This is a genomic window from Dokdonella soli (assembly GCF_039523175.1).
GTDB lineage: Bacteria > Pseudomonadota > Gammaproteobacteria > Xanthomonadales > Rhodanobacteraceae > Dokdonella_A > Dokdonella_A soli.
Genome location: NZ_BAAAEU010000024.1, coordinates 1 through 20,291, shown reverse-complemented (window position 1 = coordinate 20,291; position 20,291 = coordinate 1). Strand labels below are relative to the sequence as shown.

At 61.8% G+C, this 20,291-nt stretch carries 13 protein-coding genes and 1 riboswitch; of the genes, 5 read left to right on the top strand and 8 right to left on the bottom strand.

The annotated features are described in order from the left end of the window. The first annotated feature begins 140 nt into the window (after positions 1-140). Both ABD002_RS14080 and ABD002_RS14075 read left to right on the top strand, forming a co-directional pair. Positions 141-491, top strand: coding sequence for a winged helix-turn-helix domain-containing protein (locus ABD002_RS14080; RefSeq protein ID WP_343792191.1), 351 nt, complete (start codon positions 141-143; stop codon positions 489-491). 637 nt (positions 492-1,128) lie between these two features. Continuing rightward, positions 1,129-1,866: a hypothetical protein gene (locus ABD002_RS14075; protein WP_343792189.1), complete on the top strand. Its 738-nt coding sequence runs from the start codon at positions 1,129-1,131 to the stop codon at positions 1,864-1,866. Between the two features lie 205 nt (positions 1,867-2,071). Here ABD002_RS14075 and ABD002_RS14070 read toward each other — a convergent pair whose 3' ends face one another. From ABD002_RS14070 to ABD002_RS14055, 4 genes are all read right to left on the bottom strand, one after another. After that, positions 2,072-4,915 (bottom strand): serine/threonine-protein kinase, encoded by a 2,844-nt coding sequence (locus ABD002_RS14070; RefSeq protein ID WP_343792187.1) that lies wholly within the window; start codon positions 4,913-4,915, stop codon positions 2,072-2,074. Between the two features lie 64 nt (positions 4,916-4,979). Then, a complete protein-coding gene (locus ABD002_RS14065) occupies positions 4,980-5,531 on the bottom strand; it encodes an ECF-type sigma factor (RefSeq protein WP_343792185.1) in 552 nt (183 codons plus the stop codon). 296 nt (positions 5,532-5,827) lie between these two features. Next, on the bottom strand, positions 5,828-8,758 hold the full coding sequence (locus tag ABD002_RS14060) for a TonB-dependent receptor plug domain-containing protein (RefSeq protein ID WP_343792182.1): 2,931 nt from the start codon (positions 8,756-8,758) through the stop codon (positions 5,828-5,830). A 245-nt stretch (positions 8,759-9,003) separates the two neighbouring features. Further along, positions 9,004-9,738 carry a helix-turn-helix domain-containing protein gene (locus ABD002_RS14055; RefSeq protein WP_343792180.1) on the bottom strand — a complete coding sequence of 245 codons (735 nt, stop codon included), beginning with the start codon at positions 9,736-9,738 and terminating at the stop codon, positions 9,004-9,006. Between the two features lie 689 nt (positions 9,739-10,427). On the opposite strand from ABD002_RS14055, the gene ABD002_RS14050 reads away from it, so the two are divergent. Further along, the gene (locus tag ABD002_RS14050; RefSeq protein ID WP_343792178.1) at positions 10,428-11,060 is read left to right on the top strand and encodes a hypothetical protein; all 633 of its coding nucleotides are present in this window, start codon (positions 10,428-10,430) and stop codon (positions 11,058-11,060) included. 267 nt (positions 11,061-11,327) lie between these two features. On the opposite strand, the gene metE is transcribed toward ABD002_RS14050, so the two are convergent. Further along, positions 11,328-13,619 (bottom strand): 5-methyltetrahydropteroyltriglutamate--homocysteine S-methyltransferase, encoded by a 2,292-nt coding sequence (gene metE, locus ABD002_RS14045; protein WP_343792176.1) that lies wholly within the window; start codon positions 13,617-13,619, stop codon positions 11,328-11,330. 215 nt (positions 13,620-13,834) lie between these two features. Continuing rightward, positions 13,835-14,070: riboswitch (cobalamin riboswitch) on the bottom strand. A gap of 579 nt (positions 14,071-14,649) precedes the next feature. Between metE and ABD002_RS14040 the strand changes: the two genes are divergently transcribed. Both ABD002_RS14040 and ABD002_RS14035 read left to right on the top strand, forming a co-directional pair. Next, positions 14,650-17,799 (top strand): S8 family serine peptidase, encoded by a 3,150-nt coding sequence (locus tag ABD002_RS14040; protein ID WP_343792174.1) that lies wholly within the window; start codon positions 14,650-14,652, stop codon positions 17,797-17,799. Positions 17,800-17,946: 147 nt separating this feature from the next. Beyond that, complete coding sequence (locus ABD002_RS14035) at positions 17,947-18,168, top strand: hypothetical protein (RefSeq protein WP_343792172.1); 222 nt, start codon at positions 17,947-17,949, stop codon at positions 18,166-18,168. Here ABD002_RS14035 and ABD002_RS14030 read toward each other — a convergent pair. The 3 genes from ABD002_RS14030 to ABD002_RS14020 form a co-directional block, all read right to left on the bottom strand. Continuing rightward, on the bottom strand, positions 18,162-19,283 hold the full coding sequence (locus ABD002_RS14030; RefSeq protein WP_343792170.1) for a S41 family peptidase: 1,122 nt from the start codon (positions 19,281-19,283) through the stop codon (positions 18,162-18,164). The genes ABD002_RS14035 and ABD002_RS14030 overlap by 7 nt on opposite strands. A gap of 69 nt (positions 19,284-19,352) precedes the next feature. Continuing rightward, positions 19,353-19,889 carry a MarR family winged helix-turn-helix transcriptional regulator gene (locus ABD002_RS14025; protein ID WP_343792168.1) on the bottom strand — a complete coding sequence of 179 codons (537 nt, stop codon included), beginning with the start codon at positions 19,887-19,889 and terminating at the stop codon, positions 19,353-19,355. Between the two features lie 106 nt (positions 19,890-19,995). Continuing rightward, on the bottom strand, positions 19,996-20,291 hold a 296-nt coding region (locus ABD002_RS14020; RefSeq protein ID WP_343792166.1), incomplete at its 5' end, for an integrase core domain-containing protein.

The following is a 20,291-nucleotide window of genomic DNA, read 5'->3' as shown; positions in this document are numbered from 1 at the left end:
AAAGGGTTGCCGCAAGGCCACACTCAGTGGCCGGTTATCGATCGCTGCGCGTTGCTTGAGTTGCCCCATGCAGGAGCGTTCTCTGGAAGGGCCGTTCGCGATATGGCAAACGCTGGGCGCGCTGCGATACGCTGACGCGTATGCGTCGACCGATCTTTCGATTCCGCAACTTCCGCCTCGATCCCGCGGCGCTCCAGCTATGGAGGGGCGACGAGCGTGTTTCCTTGCCGCTCAAGTCCTTCGAGTGCCTCGCGTATCCGATCGAGCGTCGCGACCGCGCCGTCGGTCGCGATGAGCTGATTGCGGCCGATTGGGGCCGCGCCGAAGTCGGTGAGACGTTGCTTGTGCAGACGATGCTGCGAGCGCGCCGAGCGATCGGAGACACGGCGGGCGAGCACACGGCCATCCGCACCACTACCCGCTTCGGTTATCACTGGGCCGCCCCCGTCGCAGCGTCTGCGCGACTGAAGGGCGGCAGACACCCGTACTAACCCAGTTGCCTGTCCAATCCAGATCAGCGGGAACCGGGACCCGCAAAAACAGGGCGGCAGAGACAGGCGCCAGAATTCGGGGCAGGGGAGCAGAGACCGAAATTGTCCGGTGGCGATTCCCCAAATTCCCGCATGCGACGCATAAAAAGCCGATTTGGAGATAGGGCCTCCAAACCGGCGGGTGTGTGGCCGTGCGTGCAGATTCCAAAGAGCCCGTCTCGGTGCGCGAATTCCCCACGAACAGGGGAATCTTCAGGGTATTCAGTGTCTCGATGGACAGCCGTGACCACAGTTCCGGTCAGTACATCAGCAAGCTGCGACGGCATCGCGTGTGTAAACGTCCATAGGCGAACCAAACGTCGTTAGTGAAGTAAGCGCGAACGGTGCTCGGGTTGGGCTTGCCTCTTCGTTCTGGCCGATGTTCGATCGCTGCGCACTCGCGTCACTCATGCGCGGGTTACAGGATTCGCGCTGCGGAGGCGCGCACGCCGGCACTGACTTGACGATCTGACGGCACGAGATCGATCAAGAAAATCTGAGGAGTCCAATATTCAGAGAATATTGTTCTCGCTATTGCTTTGCTCGTCAGCTATTCGCTCACATCAGCGGGCTATCTGGTAAAATAGAATGGAGAGTTATGAATACTAAATTTTTTCTGGCAATAACCACGATCAATCTTGTTGTGGTCGGTATATCGGCATCTCCGAGCCGGGCGGCTGAGACAACTATCGAGCAAATGCCAGCCAAGCTCGAAACTCAGTTTGCACAAAGCGCATTGCCCCCAGAGATGCGAGACAAGGCAACCGTTTATCTCCTTGATCCCGCGAAAGGCTATCAACGTTCCCTGCAGGGAACGAGCGGCGTGACCTGTCTTGTATCGCGCACTGAATGGGATCAGGCTGACTTTCGCAACGACATCTATGTTCCATTCTGCTACGACGCTGAAGGCTCAAAGACCTTCCTGAAAGTCATCATGGATGTGGCCACGCTTCGCGTTCAAGGAATGAGTCCTGTTGCCTTGAAAGCCGAAATTGTAAAACGCTACAAAAACAGGACCTATAAAGCTCCGGAAAAATCTGGTCTATCTTATATGGCCGCGCCAATCATGCGTACATGGATGCCCGATGGAAACGTTCACACCATGCCCATGCCGCACCTGATGTTCTATGCCCCCAATATCACCAACGATGACATTGGGGCCGTCCCGGCTTCCTCCAGCAATTTCTCTCCGTTTGTTATCAAAGATGGCGTCGCTGAGCAAAGCTACATTATCCATCTCGTCGGAGAATCGGAGAAGGCCAAGATCTTGGCTGATGAAAAGGGTCTTCTCGCGGCCCTGTGCACCTATCGCGCTTCTCTTTGCCTCCCACATTAAGCAAAATAAAATGCACAGAACCACCGCTATCCCCTTGGCCTCCCGACTGAGGAGACTGCCGCAATCGTGGGCATAGGCGTCGCGGGACGAAGCATGCCGGCCGACGCTGAGACAGCCACTGCTCCTCAGCGTCGCGTCATCATGGCGTCAAGGCGCTCGCAATAATGATCAGCGGCGTTTGGTAGCCAGCTGCAGCGAACGAACCCTAATCAGTCAAGCACACTTTCATCGTGAGCATTTCCGCAAGCCATCGCTTCGCCTCGTCACGTTCGATGTTGCGGCCGGGCGGAATCGAGGGGATCGACGCCCTGGCTTCGGTGCGCAATTCGAGTGCATTCGCGGAATGTCCCAGCGCATCCTCGGTGCGCGCCAATTCGGTCAGCGCGCGCACAAGCATGGATGGTGCCGGCGGAGAGGACGCGCGGGCGTTATCCAAGGCCGCGGAGAGAATCGTCCGCGCTTCTGAATTCCGGTCAAGCGCCCGAAGGTTCTCGCCAAGGACCAGAAGCGCCGCGATAGCCTTGCTGCTGTTTGGCTGCTCCAATGCCCCGTACAGGGCGACGGCTTCGCGCGCGCTCGTTGCCGCTTGCGCGTGATCGCCGCGAGCAGCCAGGAGGCGGGCCTGGACGACCAGCGCGAAGGCGACATCGGCATGACTACCGCCGCGTCGCCTGTGGCCTTCGGCGATGGCCTCGTCCAGCAACCCTTGAGCTTCGTCGAGCCTGCCCAGAGGGATCAAGATGCGCGCCAGGCTGGCTTTGTCGTAATCGCAGTCGTTGTCGATATAGTCGGCGCCGAGGAGGCGAGTCTTCTCGGCGATGCCGCTCCGCATGGTCACCTCCGCGTCGGCATACAAACCCTGCTCAAAGCGTACTCCGGCCACGTTGGTCAACGCGATGGCGCTATTGAGATCCCCGTTGGCAAAAATCCGGCGACCCAGCGCGATCGACTGCTGGTAGTAGTCGATCGCTTCGTCGAGTTTGTCTTCGAGGGCCAGCGCGGTCGCTAGATCGTTGAGATGCGAAGCCACACGAGGATGCGGTCGCGAGTAAGCCTTTGCGTCGATTGCCGCCGCCCCACGCATGAGCTGCTCGGCCTCGCCATAGCGTCCGAGTTTGAACATCGCAGACGCGAGCAATGCCATGGCATCCGCCACATCGGCGTGCTGTTCGCCGAGCAGACGGCGCTTGCTCGCCAACGCCTCGCCCAGCAGCGACACGGCATCCGTGGGGCGACCGGTTTCCGTGTATACCCAGCCCAGGTTGGTGACTGCCTCGGTCAGGGTCGTATCGTCAGGCGGCAGTATCCGGCGTGCAATGGCCAATGCATCTCCCCCCAAGGCTTCCGCCTTGCGAGAATCACCGATGCGCTGATGCAAGCCGCCCAGCCACGCCATCGCTTGCACTTCTTCTTTTGATCCTGCATGCGCGCTTGTGTGGAAGTCGTCCAAGGCTTGCTGCAGGCGCGCAGCGCCCTCGCGGAAATGCCCCACGTCGTACGCCAGCTTCGCGAGCAGATATTCGATATACAGCGTGCGTTTGTCTCCGGCCCCAAACGTTTGTCTGGCCAATGTGGCCGCGCTCTCCAGCGGTTCGCGTGCATGGTCCGGATAGCCACTGCGCCGCTGCAGATCGCCGATGAGGCCAAGGATCTCCACACGCAACACCGGACTGGCTGCGAAATCACGGTCCGCGCGCTCACGACCCCGCGCAAGAAGCTCTTCGGCATTTTCGGCCGCGGCGGCACCCGGGGTTGCGCTGTCGAAAAGACCCTGCAGGAATGACTGGACCGCATGAGCCCTGGCGGCTTCGTCTTCGGCTCGATCCGCCGAGCGATTCGCCAGCGCTGCCTCTTTGGCGCTGAATGCGGTAGCCGCGGCCATTGTCGCGGCGAGCAGCGCGGCGAACGCAAACCCTAGTGTGTGACGTTGCACGAACTTCAGCAGGCGATAGCCCGGCGCATCGGGCCGTGCTTGAATGGGTTCGCCACGCAGGTAGCCCAGCAAGTCCCCACGCAGCGCGGCCGCGCTGGCATAGCGCAGGTTCGGATCGGCTTGCGTCGCCTTTCGCACGATGGCCGCCAGATCCCCGCGAAGCTGGCGTCTCAACGCGCTCGCGCTCAGCCCACGCGCCGCAGCCGCCGCATCGTCGAAGACCCTGCCGAAGGTGATGTCGCCATTACCTTCGCCAACGCGCTTGCAGCCGAGCAACTCGCCGAGCAGAACACCGAGCGCGTAGACGTCAATCGCCGTAGTCGCCGGGTCGCCGACGAGCTGCTCTGGAGCAGCGTATGCCCTCGTCAACCGGCACGCCTCGGTGCGCGTGGCGTCATCATCGCCGGTCAGCAACTTGGCGATGCCGAAATCGAGCAGCTTGACGCGGCCGTCGGTGCTGACCAGCACATTGCTTGGCTTCAAGTCGCGATGCACGACAAGATTCTGATGCGCATGCTCGACCGCCGTGCACACGTCGACGAACACGGCCAAGCGGGCGCGGATACCCAGCCGGTGCCGATCGCAGTGCGCGAGCAGGGTGTCGCCGGCCACGAACTCGAGCGCGAGGTATGGCGTGTCCGTTGGCGTGAAACCCGCATCGAGCAATTGCGCGATGTGCGGATGCTGCAACCGCGCAAGGATGCGTTGTTCTCGCAGGAAGCGCGCACGCTCCTGCGGGTCGTGCACATTCACGCGCAGCAACTTCAGCGCGACCGTTTGCGGGCCTCCAGGCAGGTCGCGTTCCGCCTTGAAAACACTGGCCATGCCGCCCGCGCCGATGAAGTCGACCACGCGATAGCCGGCAATCCTCGGCAACGCCGTCTCGATGACATCATCGCGCCATTTTTCGGCCGATTCGGGGAGCCACTGCGACATGCCCCGTTCGAGTGCCTCTGCACGACGCGTGTTTCCTAGCGTTCTTTCGACGAGTGCACGCAGCGTCGCGTCCGGGCAATGCCGTTGCAACCACGCGGCGCGCGCTTCGTCAGGCACGTCGAATATCCTGTTGAGCAGGGGCTCAATTTCGGTCCAGCGATCGGCGAAAGCCGCGTTCATCGCGCGTCTCCGCGACGGATGTGCCCATCGTTCGCGCAACGGCACGGCGGGGAACCAAGGGTGCTCATGAAGGCGCCTGCAAGCAATCGCTCAGGAACGCGCGCGCCTTCAGCCAGTCGCGATCGATGCTGCGCGAGTTGACCTTGAGCACACGGGCAATCTCGCGGCAGCTAAGCTCCGCGAACAGCTTGAGTTGCGCAATCTGCGCAAGTCGCGCGTCGATCGTGTTAAGGCGATTGAGCGCCTCATCGAGCGCCAGCAAATCGATGATGGAATCTGGATCTGTCCGGGCTTCTTCCCCCTGCAACGCGAATTCCGCCGGAGCCTGTCGCTTGAGCGCCTTGCGGCACCGCGCATGATCGATGAGGGCGTGACGCATCACTTGGCTCACATAGGCATAGAAGTGCGCGCTGTCGCTGAACCTCGCCACATCCTGCTTCATCAGCACCAGGCAGGTTTCGTGGACGAGCGCCGTGGTCTGGAGCGTATGCGCAGATTCCCGCTGGCGCTGGCGACGCGCCAGCCGACGCAACGGTTCATAGATTTGCGGGATCAGCATGTCGAGCGCGGGCGCATCGCGCTGCAGAAGGCCGGTAATGTCGAGTTCGGCGCTCAACATGGGCTGCTGGAGCCACGCGATTGGACGCTGCACATGATCGCAAGCCTCGGCCGGGACATCGTAAAGACGCCCGGACGCGGCGCAACGTCGCGTCGATCCCGAAAACGTGTCGGAGGCCGTCGCCGCCAAGCGGGGTTGCCGTCCCTCCACCGGATTCCACAGCCTTCCTGCCCGGTCTCGGCCCCGTCGCCATGCGGATGGCTGCCGAAATCTGGTCAGGTCGGTTTGCTCATCGTCGTATAAAAAAAGCCGCGCGGGAATCCGCGCGGCCTGAGTCATTGCGCGAACCGAGCTTAGAACTTGACCGTCAAGCGTGCGAAATAGTAGCGGCCCAAGAGGTCGAAGTCGCTCGGGTCGGTGTTCGCGTTCAGCGTGTTGTTCGCGTACAGGAACGGCGGCTGCTTGTCGGAGATATTGTTGATGCCGACGTCGATGCGCGTGTTCAGCGCCTCGAGGTTGTAGCCGAACTGCACGTCGTTGTAGACCGTCGCACCGAAGTCGGTGAACAGGCCGTCCAGCGACGGGTTGCCCGAGCCGTACGGATGGGTGTCCTGCGACGCCGCCTGCGAGCCCATGCGGAAGCGACCGATGTAGCGCATCGCCCACGACGCATCGAACGGACCCATCTGCCAGCCGAGGCTGGCCTGTGCACGCCAGCGTGGGAACAGGCAGATGCCGCCGCCCGCACCCGGACACGCCGACGCCTGCGCCGAACCGAAGTTCATGAAGTGACCGGCGTAGTGATAGACCGAGTTGGCCGCCAGACCCGGCGCGGTCTCCACGTCGTAGCGCTTCATGTAGGTCGCGTTGAGGCCGACCTTGAAGCGGCCGAACGCGGTCTCGGGCAGACGGTAGTTGCCGGCGAAGTCGACACCGCCCACGTCCACGCGGCCGAGGTTGGTGGTCGGTTGGGTGAGGAGCTGGATCTGACCCTGGCGGGCACCGCTGGTGACGCGACTGATCAGCGGGCAATACCGGGTCTGGCCGCCGAAGCACAGGTCGATCACGCTCTGCGCGCCAACGCCGGTAATGTTGTTCTTCAGGTACATACGCCAGATATCGGTGCTGACTGACAGACCTTCCAGCCAATGCGGGTCGTACACCACGCCGAAGTCGAACGACTTGCCGAACTCCGGACCGATCGGGAAGTTCGCGTACTTGGCGCCCGAAGAGATCGCGTTGTCGAGCTGCGTGGCCTGGGTCACATTCTCGTTGGAGAACGAGCCCAGCGCCGGCACGCCAAGACAGGCCGGATTGCTTGCGTTCGGATTCGGCGTCGTCGGCGTCGGCGCGTTGAAGGCGCATGGATCCCGCGAGATCTTCGGGGCAGCGGCTGCGGCGCCACCGAAGATGTTGGTGACCGTCGGTGCGCGGAACACCTTGGACACCGTGCCGCGCAGCAGCAGGTCCTCGATCGGGCGATATTCGATCGCGATCTTCGAGTTGTTGGTGCTGCCGAACGTGCTGTACTTCGAGAAGCGGTCGCCGACCGTCACGTTCAACGCGTGCGCGAACGGCAGGTCCTTGAGGACCGGGATGAACAACTCCGCGTACGCTTCCTTGACGTTGTAGCCGCCCTGCAGCGCCGAGGCGCATTGGCTGCCCAGCGTGCATCGGCCGAGGCTGTTGGTGACGAGGCTGGTATCGACGGCGGAATTCGTGTACTCGGTGCGGTAGTTCGCGCCGACCGCGAGCTGCATCGTGCCGGCCGGCAGCTCGAACAGGCCGCCGTTCAGGTCGATGCGCTTAACTGTCTCCTTGAGGAACAGGTTGCTGACGCCCGGCGAGCCGTTGGCGCGCAGAACTGCCACGCTGTTCGGATCCTGTACGTTGAATGGATTGAATGGCGTGCAGTTTGCAATGATGGCCCCCGGCTTGCCGCACTTGACGATCCCGTCGGTGTCGAGGAACGACGGACCCATCGCGATATTCAGCTTGTCGACGTTCGGCAGGGCCAGGGTTAACGTCTGGAAGGTCGCATGGCCGTAGTCGTAGCCGATGTCCCAGTTCCACTGCTGCTCGTTCCAGACCGTGAACGACCCCTTGAAGCCGGTCGACGCCTGATCGTCGTTGCGACCGGTCTGGGCGCGGCGGTTGCCCAGCGACTCGAGACGCGTGGTGAAGAAGCCCGCTTTATCTTTGAAGTCCTCGTGGAACGGGTTGTAGTAATTGTCCTTGGAAACCACCGCACCGAACGGCGAGCCGAACAGCGCCGGGGCGAGCTGAAACGCCGCCGAGGTCTTGTTGTGCAGCACCGACAGGTAGGCTTCGACGTTGTCGGTCAGCTTGTAGTTGCCGTTCAGGAACAGGCCGGTGCGTTCCTGCGGAGTCAGGACCAGATTGACCGTCGCGTAGTTGTACTTGTCGCTGTCGGTATAGCAGTGGTAATCGGTGGCGACGTTCAGGCCGCTCGCGCCCGGATTGCGTGCGATGTAGCCGGACTTGCAGCCTGGGAAATCCGGCTTGAACGCGGCCGGAATCAAGATGTGGCCGTACGGCGACCGGGTCGAACCGCCGATGACAGTCTGGATCGGGGCGCTCGTCGTACCCGAGCGCGAGACCGCGTTCTTCGAGAACGAGCGGTGGCTGGACAGCACGCCGTCGATCTTCTTGTAGCTGACGCCGGCCATGATGCTGCCCTTGTCGGAGCTCTGGCCGAACGTGAACTGGTAGCCCTTGCTGGTGCCGTCGTCGTGATCGGAAATGCCGTAGCTCGTCGAGAACTCCGCGCCCTGGTAGTCGTTGCGCAGGATGAAGTTCACGACACCCGCGATCGCGTCCGAACCGTACACCGACGAGGCGCCGTCGGTCAGCACTTCGATGCGCTCGACCATGTTGGCCGGAATCGCGTTCGGATCGCCGCTGAGGAAGCGGTGGCCGTTGATCAGGACCAGCGTGCGCTGCGAGCCGAGGCCTCGCAGGCCGATGCTCGACGAACCGGTACCGCCGCCGTTGTTGACCTGCGGGTTGGTGTTCGGACCGGTGACCGCCGGCAGCTGCTGAACGAGATCGCCGAGGGTCAGCTTGCCGGACTTCGCGATCGCGGCGCGATCGATGGTGACGACCGGGTTGGACGTTTCGATATCGACGCGACGGATGTTCGAACCCGTCACCGTGATGGTTTCAAGTTTTTGACCGCTTTGGTCCTGTGCGGCGTCTTGCGCGAATGCCGGTGCAACAAGCAAACCGAATGTCGCCAATGCGGCGATCGGAGTGACGCTCATGGTGGTCTTCGCGATCGTAGCGGCTGGGTTCAGGGCTCGCTCGATCGATTCTTGGAGCAGCGTGTGTTGCATAGAGGTCTCCAGGTTCTTGGATGTCTGTCCGCCCATCGCGCTGCGGACTGCTTTCGAGATTAAGAAAATGTGAACTTCACGTCTTGGGCGATTTTTCGCAAAAGCCCATGCAGAAATTGTTCGCTCGATATCGCGGCGTCTCGGCGAAGGCTCCGGAAGAACGAGCGGAGCGACTACGCGGCATCGCGCCCGGCACCTTGACCATATGCACGCACCACCGTGGCCGTCTGGCCAAAGCGGCGTTTGAAAGATCGCGCGAACGCGCATCGGTCCTCGAATCCGGCGACTGTTGCGATTTCGCTGATCGTCAGCGATGTGTCGTTGACCAGCCTGTGCGCTCGTCGAAGATGCTGTTCGACGAGCACCGCATGCGGCGTCTCGCCGTACACAGCGCAGAACGCGCGAACGAAATGACACGGCGAGTAGTTCGCCATGCGCGCAAAACCGGTGATTCCGAGATCCACGTTGCCTTCTGACTCCATATAGTTGCGCACGCGTTTCAGGCGCAGGAACACGCTGCGGCGCTGTGAAAGCGTGCGGCCCGGGCAGCGTCCGACGAGTGGCTCGAAATCCGACTGCAGATCGACAAGCAGGTCTGTGAACACCAGCGCTGCCGCGACCGCATCGGCATCGTTCGATGGTTCAGCAGACACGCTGCGTACCAGACGCACCGCAACGCGGCGTATCTCGCGGTCGGCACCATGCACCGCCGGCAGCAGCACGGGATCTGGAAGCAAGACATCGGTCGAGCTGCCAATCAGCCGCCGCCAGAGGGCGGGGTTCGCGAGCAGCACGAGCCAAACGGCCGCGCCTTGCCCAATCACCTGCAGCTCCTGCCCGATCTCCGCCACGAACAACTCGCCGCGCGCCAGCGTCCTCTGGACATTGCCGCCTTCGGATACGCGCACATGTCCGCGCAATGGAATCAACACGGGTAGTGAGGTGGTTTTTCCGTGCAGGACGCAGCCTCGACCGAACCCGACAAGGACCCTCAGCAGATCCGACGGGTGATCGCCATCGACGTTCCAAGCCACCCTGCCACTATTTGCCAACTGCTCGTATTCAATCCGCATATAGGTTCCGCTCTTGTGGTCTATTCCTATAAGCGGAAAACGACACATGATTGCGCAGCCGTGACCAAGCGCTCGGCACGTCCGCTGGCGGGTCGGCGGCTGCGCTTCGAAGACCTGCACTACCGACTCGGCAGGAAGCGAATGCGTAGAAGTGCCTCGGTACGCGGGCGCGGTCGCGGCTGGTAGCGCCGCACCGAGCGTGGCAATGCCAGCGCTCGATCGGCACGTCGCGCACTTGGGTGGCGATGGGTTTGCATGGCCAGGCGCAGTTCCAATCGCCGCGCCTGGCTCAGAGCTTTCGCGAGAGGAGATCCCTTAGCGCATGATGCTCAAGCGCCGGATCGCCGCGCATGCGCTTGAGCTGCGACAGCTCGGCCTCGACCTCCTTGAGGCCGCAGTTGCGACGCCTCCATGTTGGTGGCCATCTCGGCCTAGACCGAGAAATTCTTCCCGCCCGGAGGGTGCTCGACTTGAGCAGCGGGTTGGCGGATATTCTTGAAGGTGAACCAAGGTTCGGAGGGGCGATGCCTCGCTTTCTGGTCCGTCACGCTAAGACGATTTCGGTCGTCGCCGGTTTCGTATTGGGTGTGATCGGCACTGCGTGGTCGTTCATCGTCGTCGACCGGCTCGGCGAAGCGATGAGGCAGTTGTCCGACACGAAGGCTGATCTGACCCAGCAGGTCCAATCGCTGAACAGCATCGCATCCGAGTATTTCATCGCCAATCAGCAGGGCGACTTGATCTTCATCCTGGCGCTCCAGGACAGTGCGCGCCAGGAAGTCGCCAGCCTGATCTATAAGGGCAACATGCTCGATCGCGGGACCCCCGTTCGCAACATGATCGGCGCATTGGCGATCGCCAAGCAGCTCGACTACCGCCAGACCTACGATGCCTACGAGAAGCTCAACGACGAAGCGCGGGCGAATCTCTCGTTCGCGAACTTCACCCAGTTGAAGCAGGCTGAGCAGGTGGTCATCGCCAAAGGGCAAGCGCGCGTCCCGTTGCTGCAGAACAGCCTCTTTGAAGTGGAGAAGGCAATGAACGCCAACGGGGCGGCACAGAAAAGGAGCCGAGTCATCGGGTTCATCTCCTCCATCTTCGGAAGTTTCCTACTCCTTCTTGCCAATCTGATCGCCCAGAGTCGGGCGCCCGATTGATTAGGACTGCGCGGGTGTCAAAGTCCGGCTGTCGCTGGTCAGGTTGCTCCCACAGGGTCGAACCATCAAATGCAACGTCACTGCGAACAACCTGGACAGGGGTTGACCGTGGCGACCAGCGAGCTCGAGTGGGTGCCCTGAGCAGAAACCCTGGTTCATCACGAGGCGCCTGAAATGCGCGCTGTGCGCCGTCGCGTGGCGGGACAAGCGACCTGATGGAAATGTCCGCTGCCCAACCGAGGCGAGCAGCGGACACTTCGACATGACTCAGGTTGTTTTTTCTACGGAAGATCGCAACCGCCGCGCAGCTTCGACCATCGCGGCGAGCGTCGTGCGCGTCTCCGGCCAACCGCGGGTTTTCAGCCCACAGTCCGGGTTGACCCACACTTGCTCGGGGAAGAGCACAGCGCCTGCTTTCTCCAGCAGCTCCGTCATCTCGTCCACGGATGGCACGCGCGGTGAGTGGATGTCGTAGACGCCCGGCCCGATCTCGTTGGGATAGCGAAACTTCACAAAGGCATCGAGCAGCTCCATGCGCGAGCGGGAGGTCTCGATCGAGATCACGTCGGCATCCATCGCCGCGACCGAGTCAATGATGTCGTTGAACTCGGAGTAGCACATGTGCGTGTGGATCTGCGTATCGTCGGCAACTCCCGACGCTGTGATACGGAAGCACTCCACCGCCCAGTCCAGATAGACCTGCCAGTCTGCTCGCCGCAATGGCAAACCTTCGCGCAACGCGGGTTCGTCGATCTGGATCACGCGAATCCCCGCACGTTCAAGATCGATCACTTCGTCGCGCAGCGCCAGTGCTATCTGCCGGCAGGTGGCGGCTCGGGGTTGGTCATCGCGAACGAATGACCACTGCAGTACCGTCACCGGTCCGGTCAGCATGCCCTTCATCGGCTTGTCGGTCAGCGACTGCGCATACTGCGACCAGCGCACCGTCATTGGCGCCGGACGCTCGACATCGCCGTAGATGACGGGGGGCTTGACGCAACGCGATCCATAGCTCTGTACCCAGCCATTCTTCGTAAAAGCAAAACCATCGAGCTGCTCGCCGAAGTACTCAACCATATCGTTGCGCTCGAATTCGCCGTGGACGAGCACGTCGATGCCGATTTCCTCTTGGAAACGCACACACTTTTCCGTCTCAGCCACCAGGAAAGCGTCATAGGCGGCATCCGACAGCTTGCCGGACTTGTGCTTCGCGCGCGCCTCTCGCACTTCATGTGTCTGCGGAAACGAGCCAATCGTCGTGGTCGGGAATAGCGGCAGCCGCATCCGTTCTTCCTGCAGAACTCGGCGTTTCGGATAGGCGGAGCGACGCCGTGCGGACGATGCTTCGAGAGAGGCCACGCGTTCCGCGACACGGGGTTTGTGGACTCTTTTCGAGGTGCTCCGCGTCTCTCGCCGTTCGCGTGCAACATCGAGCGTATCCACCGAGGAAACGAGACCGTTCAGCGCGTCGACGATGGCGCGCACTTCCTCGACTTTCTGTCGCGCGAACGAAAGCCAGGACTGGATGTCGGAGGGAAGCGACGTCTCAAGTGTTGCATCGACCGGCACGTGCAAGAGTGAACAAGACGGCGCGACCTGCAGGCGGTCACCGCCGAGTCGATCATGCGCACGGCGTACAAGCGGCACCGCGCGATCGAGATCGGTACGCCAGATATTGCGTCCGTCGACGACACCGAGTGACAACGTCCGTTCTGCCGGCAACGCGTCGAGTACAGCATCCAATTGATCGGGCGCGCGAACCAGGTCGACATGCAATCCGTCGACGGGCAGGTCCACAGCGAGGTTGAGGTTGTCGCCGAGGGCGCCGAAATAAGTCGTCAGCACAAGCTTGGGACGATCCACATTCGCGAATGCCGCGTAAGCACGGCGATAGGCCGCATGATCGTCCGCATCCTGATCGAGGATGAGGCAGGGTTCGTCGATCTGCACCCATTGGGTGCCGGCGGCCTTGAGTCGACCGAGCAATTCTATGTAGACGGGCAGCAGTCGATCCAACAGTGCCAGGCGATCGCTCCCATCGACAGTTTTCGCCAACATTAGAAAACTGACGGGACCCAGCAACACCGGACGCGCTTCGAGGCCCAGCGCCTTCGCTTCCAGGTACTCGGCGACCGGCTTGTCGCCACGAAGTTGAAAGGTCTGGGTGCTCTGCAGCTCTGGAACGAGGTAGTGGTAGTTGGTGTCGAACCACTTCGTCATCTCGAGGGCGCGCAAATCGAATTCATCATTCTGCGCCCCGCGTGCCAGCGCGAAATAACCCTCTAGCGGATCGCGATCGGCAAGCTTCCGGTAACGGTCGGGGATGGCGTCGAACAGAAACGCCATGTCGAGGACCTGGTCGTACAAAGAAAAGTCGTTGCAAGGCACGGAGTCTGCGCCGGCTTCACGTTGAATACGCCAGTGTCGGTGCCGCAGATCCTTCGCGATGTCCTGCAGCTGCTGCGGCGAGCTTTCGCCGCGCCAGTAGGCCTCGAGTGCGTGTTTGAGCTCACGCTTCGCGCCGATGCGCGGAAAGCCGAGATTGGTAACAAGAGTCATGAATGCAATTCCTCATGCGTCAGTGGCAGTGAGGAACGAAGGAACCGCGCGTCGACTCGCCTGCAAGTACAGACAAGGGATTCGTCACGCCAGCGACCTTCGCCCCCGCGGGCGAACCGGAACTGCGTGGCGAGCGCGCGGGAGTACGCGCACGATGGAAATGCATCGTGCGAGAGCTCCGGCCGCTTCCCCACGGAAGGTCCAGGTCAAACAGGGATCTCTCCCTGGACGAGGCAGGTCTTCGGGCTCGTGGACGTGAAGCGCATCAGCGCTTCGCCTAGTGTCCGCCGCTTCCCAGTCCTTAGGGACCAGTGCTACTGGCGAAGGTCGTTTCCACACACCGCTGCGGGGCAGCGCCGGAATTGGCCCATGACGGCCGCACCGGCTTCCCTTTTAATTCCATCGCTCTATGCGGATAGAGCGATGGAAACCATCGACGCGTGGAAAAGTACGCGCAGCATCGGACGACGTCAAGCATCGCTGCGTCGACGGGCCCTTCCGGCAAGGCGCCAGCCAATCCCGGCAATCCAGCGAGTACAGGGCTCCTGAGTGATGGCCATTTCAAAACCGGGTCGCTCATTCGTCATTGACTAAATGTGACGGGGCGCCGCCGTGATGGCGCTTGCCCCGTAGTAGGGCGTGGCAATGGTCGATGAGCTGGCACGAGACGGGGAGAGGCATGAATCAACGTCTCGTAGTGCAGCGCCGCTGGGGGAGTCGGCGGGTTCGACGGAATCTGGGGCCAATCGAAGGAGACACGGTGATGGGTGTTCGTTTCACGCGGCAGTGGCCGCTGGCAGCAGCAATCGCGACAATCATTGGTAGTACGGGGATGGCCGTAGCGCCAGCGTTCGCCGGATCGGCTTCCACGGACGACGGGCCTTCCGGAAGCTCCACTGTAGTTGCCCGGGAGTCCGTTCCGAATCGCTACATCGTGCGGTTTGTCGAGCAGACGATACCAACCTATTTCGCGGGCCAGGCGGGGGCAAACTCCGTTCAGGCCGTCGGTCCCTACAAGGCGAACGGAGCCTTGGGCCGACTGCACCTCGATTCGGCCAATTCAGCGGTGGCGAACTACCGGCAGTACCTCGAGGGCCGGCAGGCCAGCCACTTGAGTGCTATTGCGATGACGTTGGGCCGCACGCCGAACGTGGTATCGACGATGGCGCATGCGCTGAACGCTGCAGTGATAGACGGGCTTTCGGCAAGCGATGTTGCGAAGCTGAAAAAGCTGCCCGACGTCCTTTCAGTCACGCCTGACTACATCGTCCATCAGGCGAGCGACGTCGGTCCGGGCTTCATCGGGGCCTCCTCGATCTGGTGGGGAACTCCGGCGGGGCAGGACACGCTGTTCGCTAACGGCTTCGAATCGTTGCTGGGCTATCGAGGCGACGGTGTCGTCATCGGCAATATCGATACCGGCTACAACAGCAAGAGTCCCTCGTTTGCAGCCGTCGACGATCAGGGCTACCACATCCAGAACCCATTGGGTTCTGGCCACTACATCGGTCAATGCGGCGTGCAGGGCATCAATCTGGCCGGCGGATGCAATGACAAGGTCATCGGCGTCTACGACGAATTGGGTGTGCAGGAGCCCAAAGAGCCGGCTCAATCCGTTGAGGACAGTCCGCTCGATGGCCACGGCAGCCACACCGGCAGCACCGCTGGCGGCAACAGCCGTTCCGCCACCATCGGCAGCTTTACAGCACATCTGTCGGGTGTCGCACCGCACGCCAACCTGGTGATCTACCGTGGCCTCTACAACAGAAACGGTTCCACATCCGCGCTCGCCGCCGCGGCGAACCAGGCGATCCAGGACGGCATCGTCGATGTGTTGAACTACTCGATCAGCGGCGGCCTCGATCCTTGGAATGATCCGGTTTCGCAAGCATTCCTCTCAGCCACCGATGCCGGCATTTTCGTCGCGGCGGCGGCGGGCAACAACGAGACCACACCGGTAACGCTCCCAGGAACAGCAAATCACTGGGAGCCATGGGTCACGACGGTTGCCGCGGGCAACCACACGGGTGGCCCCCTGGGTTACTCCGCGACGGTTTCGGGTGCAGGTGCACCTGGTCCAATCGGCATGAACACGGCCCCCAACTCGACCCAGCCAAGCGGGCCGATTGCGACCGTGCTGGCGGTCAGTCCGAACTTCGGTGCGGCCAACGATTGCGCTGCGCTTCCATCAGGCACGTTCACCGGCAAGATGGCCATCTTGCATTTCGTGAGCGGCCCTTGCGGCACGAATGCGCTGGCGGCGAATGCGAAGGCCGCGGGTGCAGTCCAGGTACTGCTGGTCAATTCGACCGACGACTACATCAGCAGCGGTGCTGCACAGACCATTCCGGTGTTTACCACGAGCAGCGGGCAGGGCAACGCCCTTGAGGTCTACGCGGCAGCTCATCCGGGTACCGCCATGAATATCGGCTACCCCGCCAATTCGCGCCTGCCGGCCCAGCCGGACAAACTAGCCAGCTTCAGCCTGCTTGGTCCGGTCGGTACCGACGCCATCAAGCCGGATGTGCAGGCGCCGGGCGTGGCCGTCCTGGCGTCCGTCGCGAACGACGGCACGCCTGCCGGAGCCAACAACGTCGACTTCTACGATGGCACGTCGATGGCGACCCCGCATACGGCCGGTACCGGCGCACTGCTGATGGGCATGCATTCGGACTGGACACCGATGGAGGTGAAGTCGGCGCTCATGATGACTGCAACGGAAGCAGGCTTGACCAAACCGGATGGCGCGACGCTCAGCGATTTCTTCGATCGGGGCTCGGGACGCATCCAGGCGTATGTCGCCAGCCGGGCCGGTTTGGTGATGAACGAGACGGGTCTGAACTTCTCGAACGCCAATCCCGCCAATGCCGGAAAGCCCGGCAGCATCGGGCCCAGCGCGCTCAATCTTGCCAGCATGCAGAAGGATGCCTGCATCACCGTCTCCACGACGGGCCCGACCAGCACGACAACGTGTTCGTTCACGCGCAAGTTCCGCAGCACGCAGGATCACTCGGTCACATGGGCGGTGAGCTTCACGGGGGATGTCGCCGCCACGGCGAGCATGCCGACCCTGACGGTTGCGGCACACTCGAACAGCCAGCCCTTGAACATCCGTGTTGACGCGACCCGATACAACGCCGACGGCAATTTCCATTTCGGTGAGATGGTTCTCACGCCGAGCGATGCCAGCCTGTCGCCGCTGCACTTGCCGATGGCGATCAGGGTGCCTAGGCCGGCGATCGCCACCGTGCCGTCGCCGCTTGCGCTCAGTATCGCGAACGGTCAGACCACCACGTCCGCGGCACTCAGCGTCAACAACATCGGTGGCCCGACGCTCAATGTCACCAAGACCAACGACAACACGACCACAGCGGCAAGCGGTGTCGTGATTGATCAGCCGAGCCAGGGCAATTTCGGTTTCTTCGCCGACAAATGGGGTGACAAGGGACCGCACGGCGCATACGCGGCGGACGATTTCGTGGTCAGCATCCCCGGCACGAACGTGTCCAGATTGATCTTCCCTGGATTCGTCCTGTCACCATCGAGGGGCAGCCTGGCGACCAACTTCGCCGGGCGGAAGATCCATTTCGAGATCTACGGCGACATGGCCGGAGTGCCGAGTGGAAATCCGGACACCGTCGCCCCTAGCTACCTCTGGAACTACGTTGCGACGATCGGAACCACGGCTGGCCTGAACGTAGCCGGCAACACGATCTCGCTCGATCTGACCGCTGCGCCTTCCGTCACGCCTACCAATCTCCCCGCAGGCAAGTACTGGATGGTGGTCTATCTGGAAGCGTCGACGTTCGGTACGGGTGCCGTCGCGAACGGCTGGCTGTGGTTCGAGTCGACGGCTGCGAACGGCACCAATGCCCAGAACATCGATCCCGGCCTGATCTTCACCGGTTCGACAGGCAACTGGACCGATGACACCTTGAGCGGTGATTTCCCGGGCATGGCCATGCACATCGAGCAGATCGCTCCTTGCGGCGCGGCCTGGCTGACCACTACACCGCCGACATTGACGTTGGGAGGCCTGCTCAACGGTGCGGTAACCGTGAACGTGGACAGCACGAAGTTCCCGCCCGGAAAGACGACGGCAGCCACGTTGCTGTGCCTCGACAGCAACGACGCAACACATCCGGTCTTTGCGGTACCGGTAACCGCAACACAACACTGAGTCGGAAGAACGGCGGGGTTCGCACTGAACCCCGCCGTAGTTCGAGGCATCACTTGTTGTAGCAGCCTCATTGACGCGACCGAACCCTGTTGCTTGGCGGTCTGAGCAACGCTGACTGGGATGTACGAGCAACTCATCTCAGGAGAGATGCCATCGGTCCGAGAGATTGCCAAGACTGAGGATATCGACGAACGCTACGTCGCACGCATCCACTACAGCTCGCTGCTCGCACCGGACATCATCGAGAAGATCGTCCAGGGCCGGCAACCGGTTCGATTCACGGTGAAGTCCCTGAAGCGATTGCCATCGCAGTACGCAGCAGGGAGGGGGTTCGCAACGATGCTCGGCCTTGGGCGCGTGGACTACTGATCCATCGATCCCGCGGTATTCTCTTGTTCCACCTTTGCAATCCTATCCTTCAATCGCGCGACCGAACGCGGGTTGTGTTCCGAGCCAAGAAGTTTCTTGAGTATCGCCATTTGGGCTGTCTTGCACGCATCTTCGGCCGGCACCGCGAGGTCGGGCGTGACGCCCTTGCCTTCCCAGTCGGTGTGCGTGATCGGACTGATGGAGCGGCCGTTGGGCACGAAGACGCTGAAATGAGCGTCGATACGCACGAAGTCGCCGGGATGCGCACCGCCGCCGGTGGTCTCGCCGACCAGGGTAGCGCGCTTGAGGTTCTTCAGGGTGTAGCTCAGATCCTCGGCCGCAGAGAAGGTGTTCTTGCTGGTGAGCAGGTAGACATCCTTGGTCTGCCCGTAGCGCGACCCCGCAACGAAGTCCGCGCTCCACATCTGTTCGGTGCGATTGCCTTCCCGATAATAGATGTCGTTCAAATGCGTGCGCTCGTCGAGCAGATAGCTCGCGATCAGGGCGACGGTCGGCGGTTCGCCACCGCCGTTCCTGCGCAGGTCGATGATCAGCGACTGCGTATTGGACAACAGGGTCATGGCGGCTGCGATGGCGCCGGCGGCTTCTTTCGGTGGCGCGAATGCGCGCAGGTCGAGATAGCCAATATTGAATGGCAGGCGCTCGACGCGTTCGATGCCGAAGTTATGCGACTTCATCGCTGCCAATTCCTCGGCCTGTTCCTCGGCAGAGGGTTTGTGATTGGCATCTTGTTCGGGAATCTCTGGCTCGCTGTAGACGACTAGAAGGTGTTGGTCGTTCGTTTCGCCGCGCAACTGCTCGGTCAGCGTAGCCGCGAGTTTCTCCGCGCTGCTCAGCTTGTCGTAGTCGCCGTGCCTGCGATGCGCACGCAGAGATTGCTCGATCTTGCGCGCCTGCTCGGGAAATACATAACCCTGATTCAAAGCTTGGATTAGGGCCTCGACGACATGGTCGCGTTGCGTGGTGTCAACGGTCATATCGGCCTGCGCGGGTCCGCCGGGAATGGATTGCGCGATGGCGGCCGACAGGGGCAGCAGCGCGCACAACAGGCAGCAACCATGGCGCAGTAGACGGCGGGGGGTGGTGTGCAGCATGGACAGCTCCGATGGCTAGGGGGACTAACTGGATTACTCAGCGTGTGTGATGGGCGTGGGCGGCACGTGTCAGGGCGAGCAAGGACGCGCGTTGCGCTTGTGCGCAACGCGCGTCCGCTTCGCTCCGGTGTCGCCGCGGCGATTGGCGAGCGCGTCACGCGCGATGCGTATACGCGTACCAAAGGACCGTGCGCTGAGTGCTGTAATGGCGCTTTCCAGGGTTTGCGACAGCGGCAATCTCAGCTCCGCTTCTAGGTCGCGCGCGGCGTGTTCGGTCGCCAGCCAGCAGGCTTGCAATTGCGGCAGCAGCGCCTGCCCCTGGGCGGTCAAGCGGATCAGCTTCTGACGCGCGTCTGCGGATCCCGCCGTGACCCGAACCAAGCCCTGCTCACGCATCAGCGCGATGGTTTGCGTCGCCGCCGGCTGGGTGATACCGGCGAGGTTGGCAATATCGCCCAGCGTCAGCGGTTCACGTTCCGCCAGCGACTTCATCACGGGCGTGTAGCGTGGGCGATAGTCCAGTCCCGCTTCCGCATAGGCGGCCTCGACGGCGGCGTCGAGCAAATCGATCAAGTGGCGCAGTTGAGTGCCCAGAGTGCGTTTCATGGGTCTTAGAATAACGGTACTTATATAAGCGCTTAAATATGCCATCAGTCATGGCTCTGCGCACATGAAATTTCGGCTCAATCAAGCGCGCACGTAGCCTTCCCCGTCAAGTAGCGCATTCAAAATGAGAAAGTTGTGCCCGTTCGCAGGCTTCGCGATAGACACTCGGCGGCAGGTTGCCGAGTGCCTCATGCGGGCGTTCTTCGTTGTAGCGGCTCAACCAGATGTCGGTGATCTCGCGGATTTGCTCCAAGCTCTCGAACAGGTACGCGTTGAGTACCTCGGTGCGGTAGGTCTTATTGAAGCGTTCGATGTAGGCATTCTGGTTCGGCTTGCCAGACTGGATGTAGCGAAGCTCGACACCCTGGGCAGTACACCAGTCCATCAGCACCTGAGCGGTGT

Excerpts from the sequence above, each read along its gene's own strand:
- ABD002_RS14080 (WP_343792191.1), top strand. The coding sequence starts at position 141 with ATGCGTCGACCGATCTTTCGATTCCGCAACTTCCGCCTCGATCCCGCG.
- ABD002_RS14075 (WP_343792189.1), top strand. The coding sequence starts at position 1,129 with ATGAATACTAAATTTTTTCTGGCAATAACCACGATCAATCTTGTTGTG.
- ABD002_RS14070 (WP_343792187.1), bottom strand. The coding sequence starts at position 4,915 with ATGAACGCGGCTTTCGCCGATCGCTGGACCGAAATTGAGCCCCTGCTC.
- ABD002_RS14060 (WP_343792182.1), bottom strand. The coding sequence starts at position 8,758 with ATGAGCGTCACTCCGATCGCCGCATTGGCGACATTCGGTTTGCTTGTT.
- ABD002_RS14050 (WP_343792178.1), top strand. The coding sequence starts at position 10,428 with ATGCCTCGCTTTCTGGTCCGTCACGCTAAGACGATTTCGGTCGTCGCC.
- metE (WP_343792176.1), bottom strand. The coding sequence starts at position 13,619 with ATGACTCTTGTTACCAATCTCGGCTTTCCGCGCATCGGCGCGAAGCGT.
- ABD002_RS14035 (WP_343792172.1), top strand. The coding sequence starts at position 17,947 with ATGCCATCGGTCCGAGAGATTGCCAAGACTGAGGATATCGACGAACGC.
- ABD002_RS14030 (WP_343792170.1), bottom strand. The coding sequence starts at position 19,283 with ATGCTGCACACCACCCCCCGCCGTCTACTGCGCCATGGTTGCTGCCTG.
- ABD002_RS14025 (WP_343792168.1), bottom strand. The coding sequence starts at position 19,889 with ATGAAACGCACTCTGGGCACTCAACTGCGCCACTTGATCGATTTGCTC.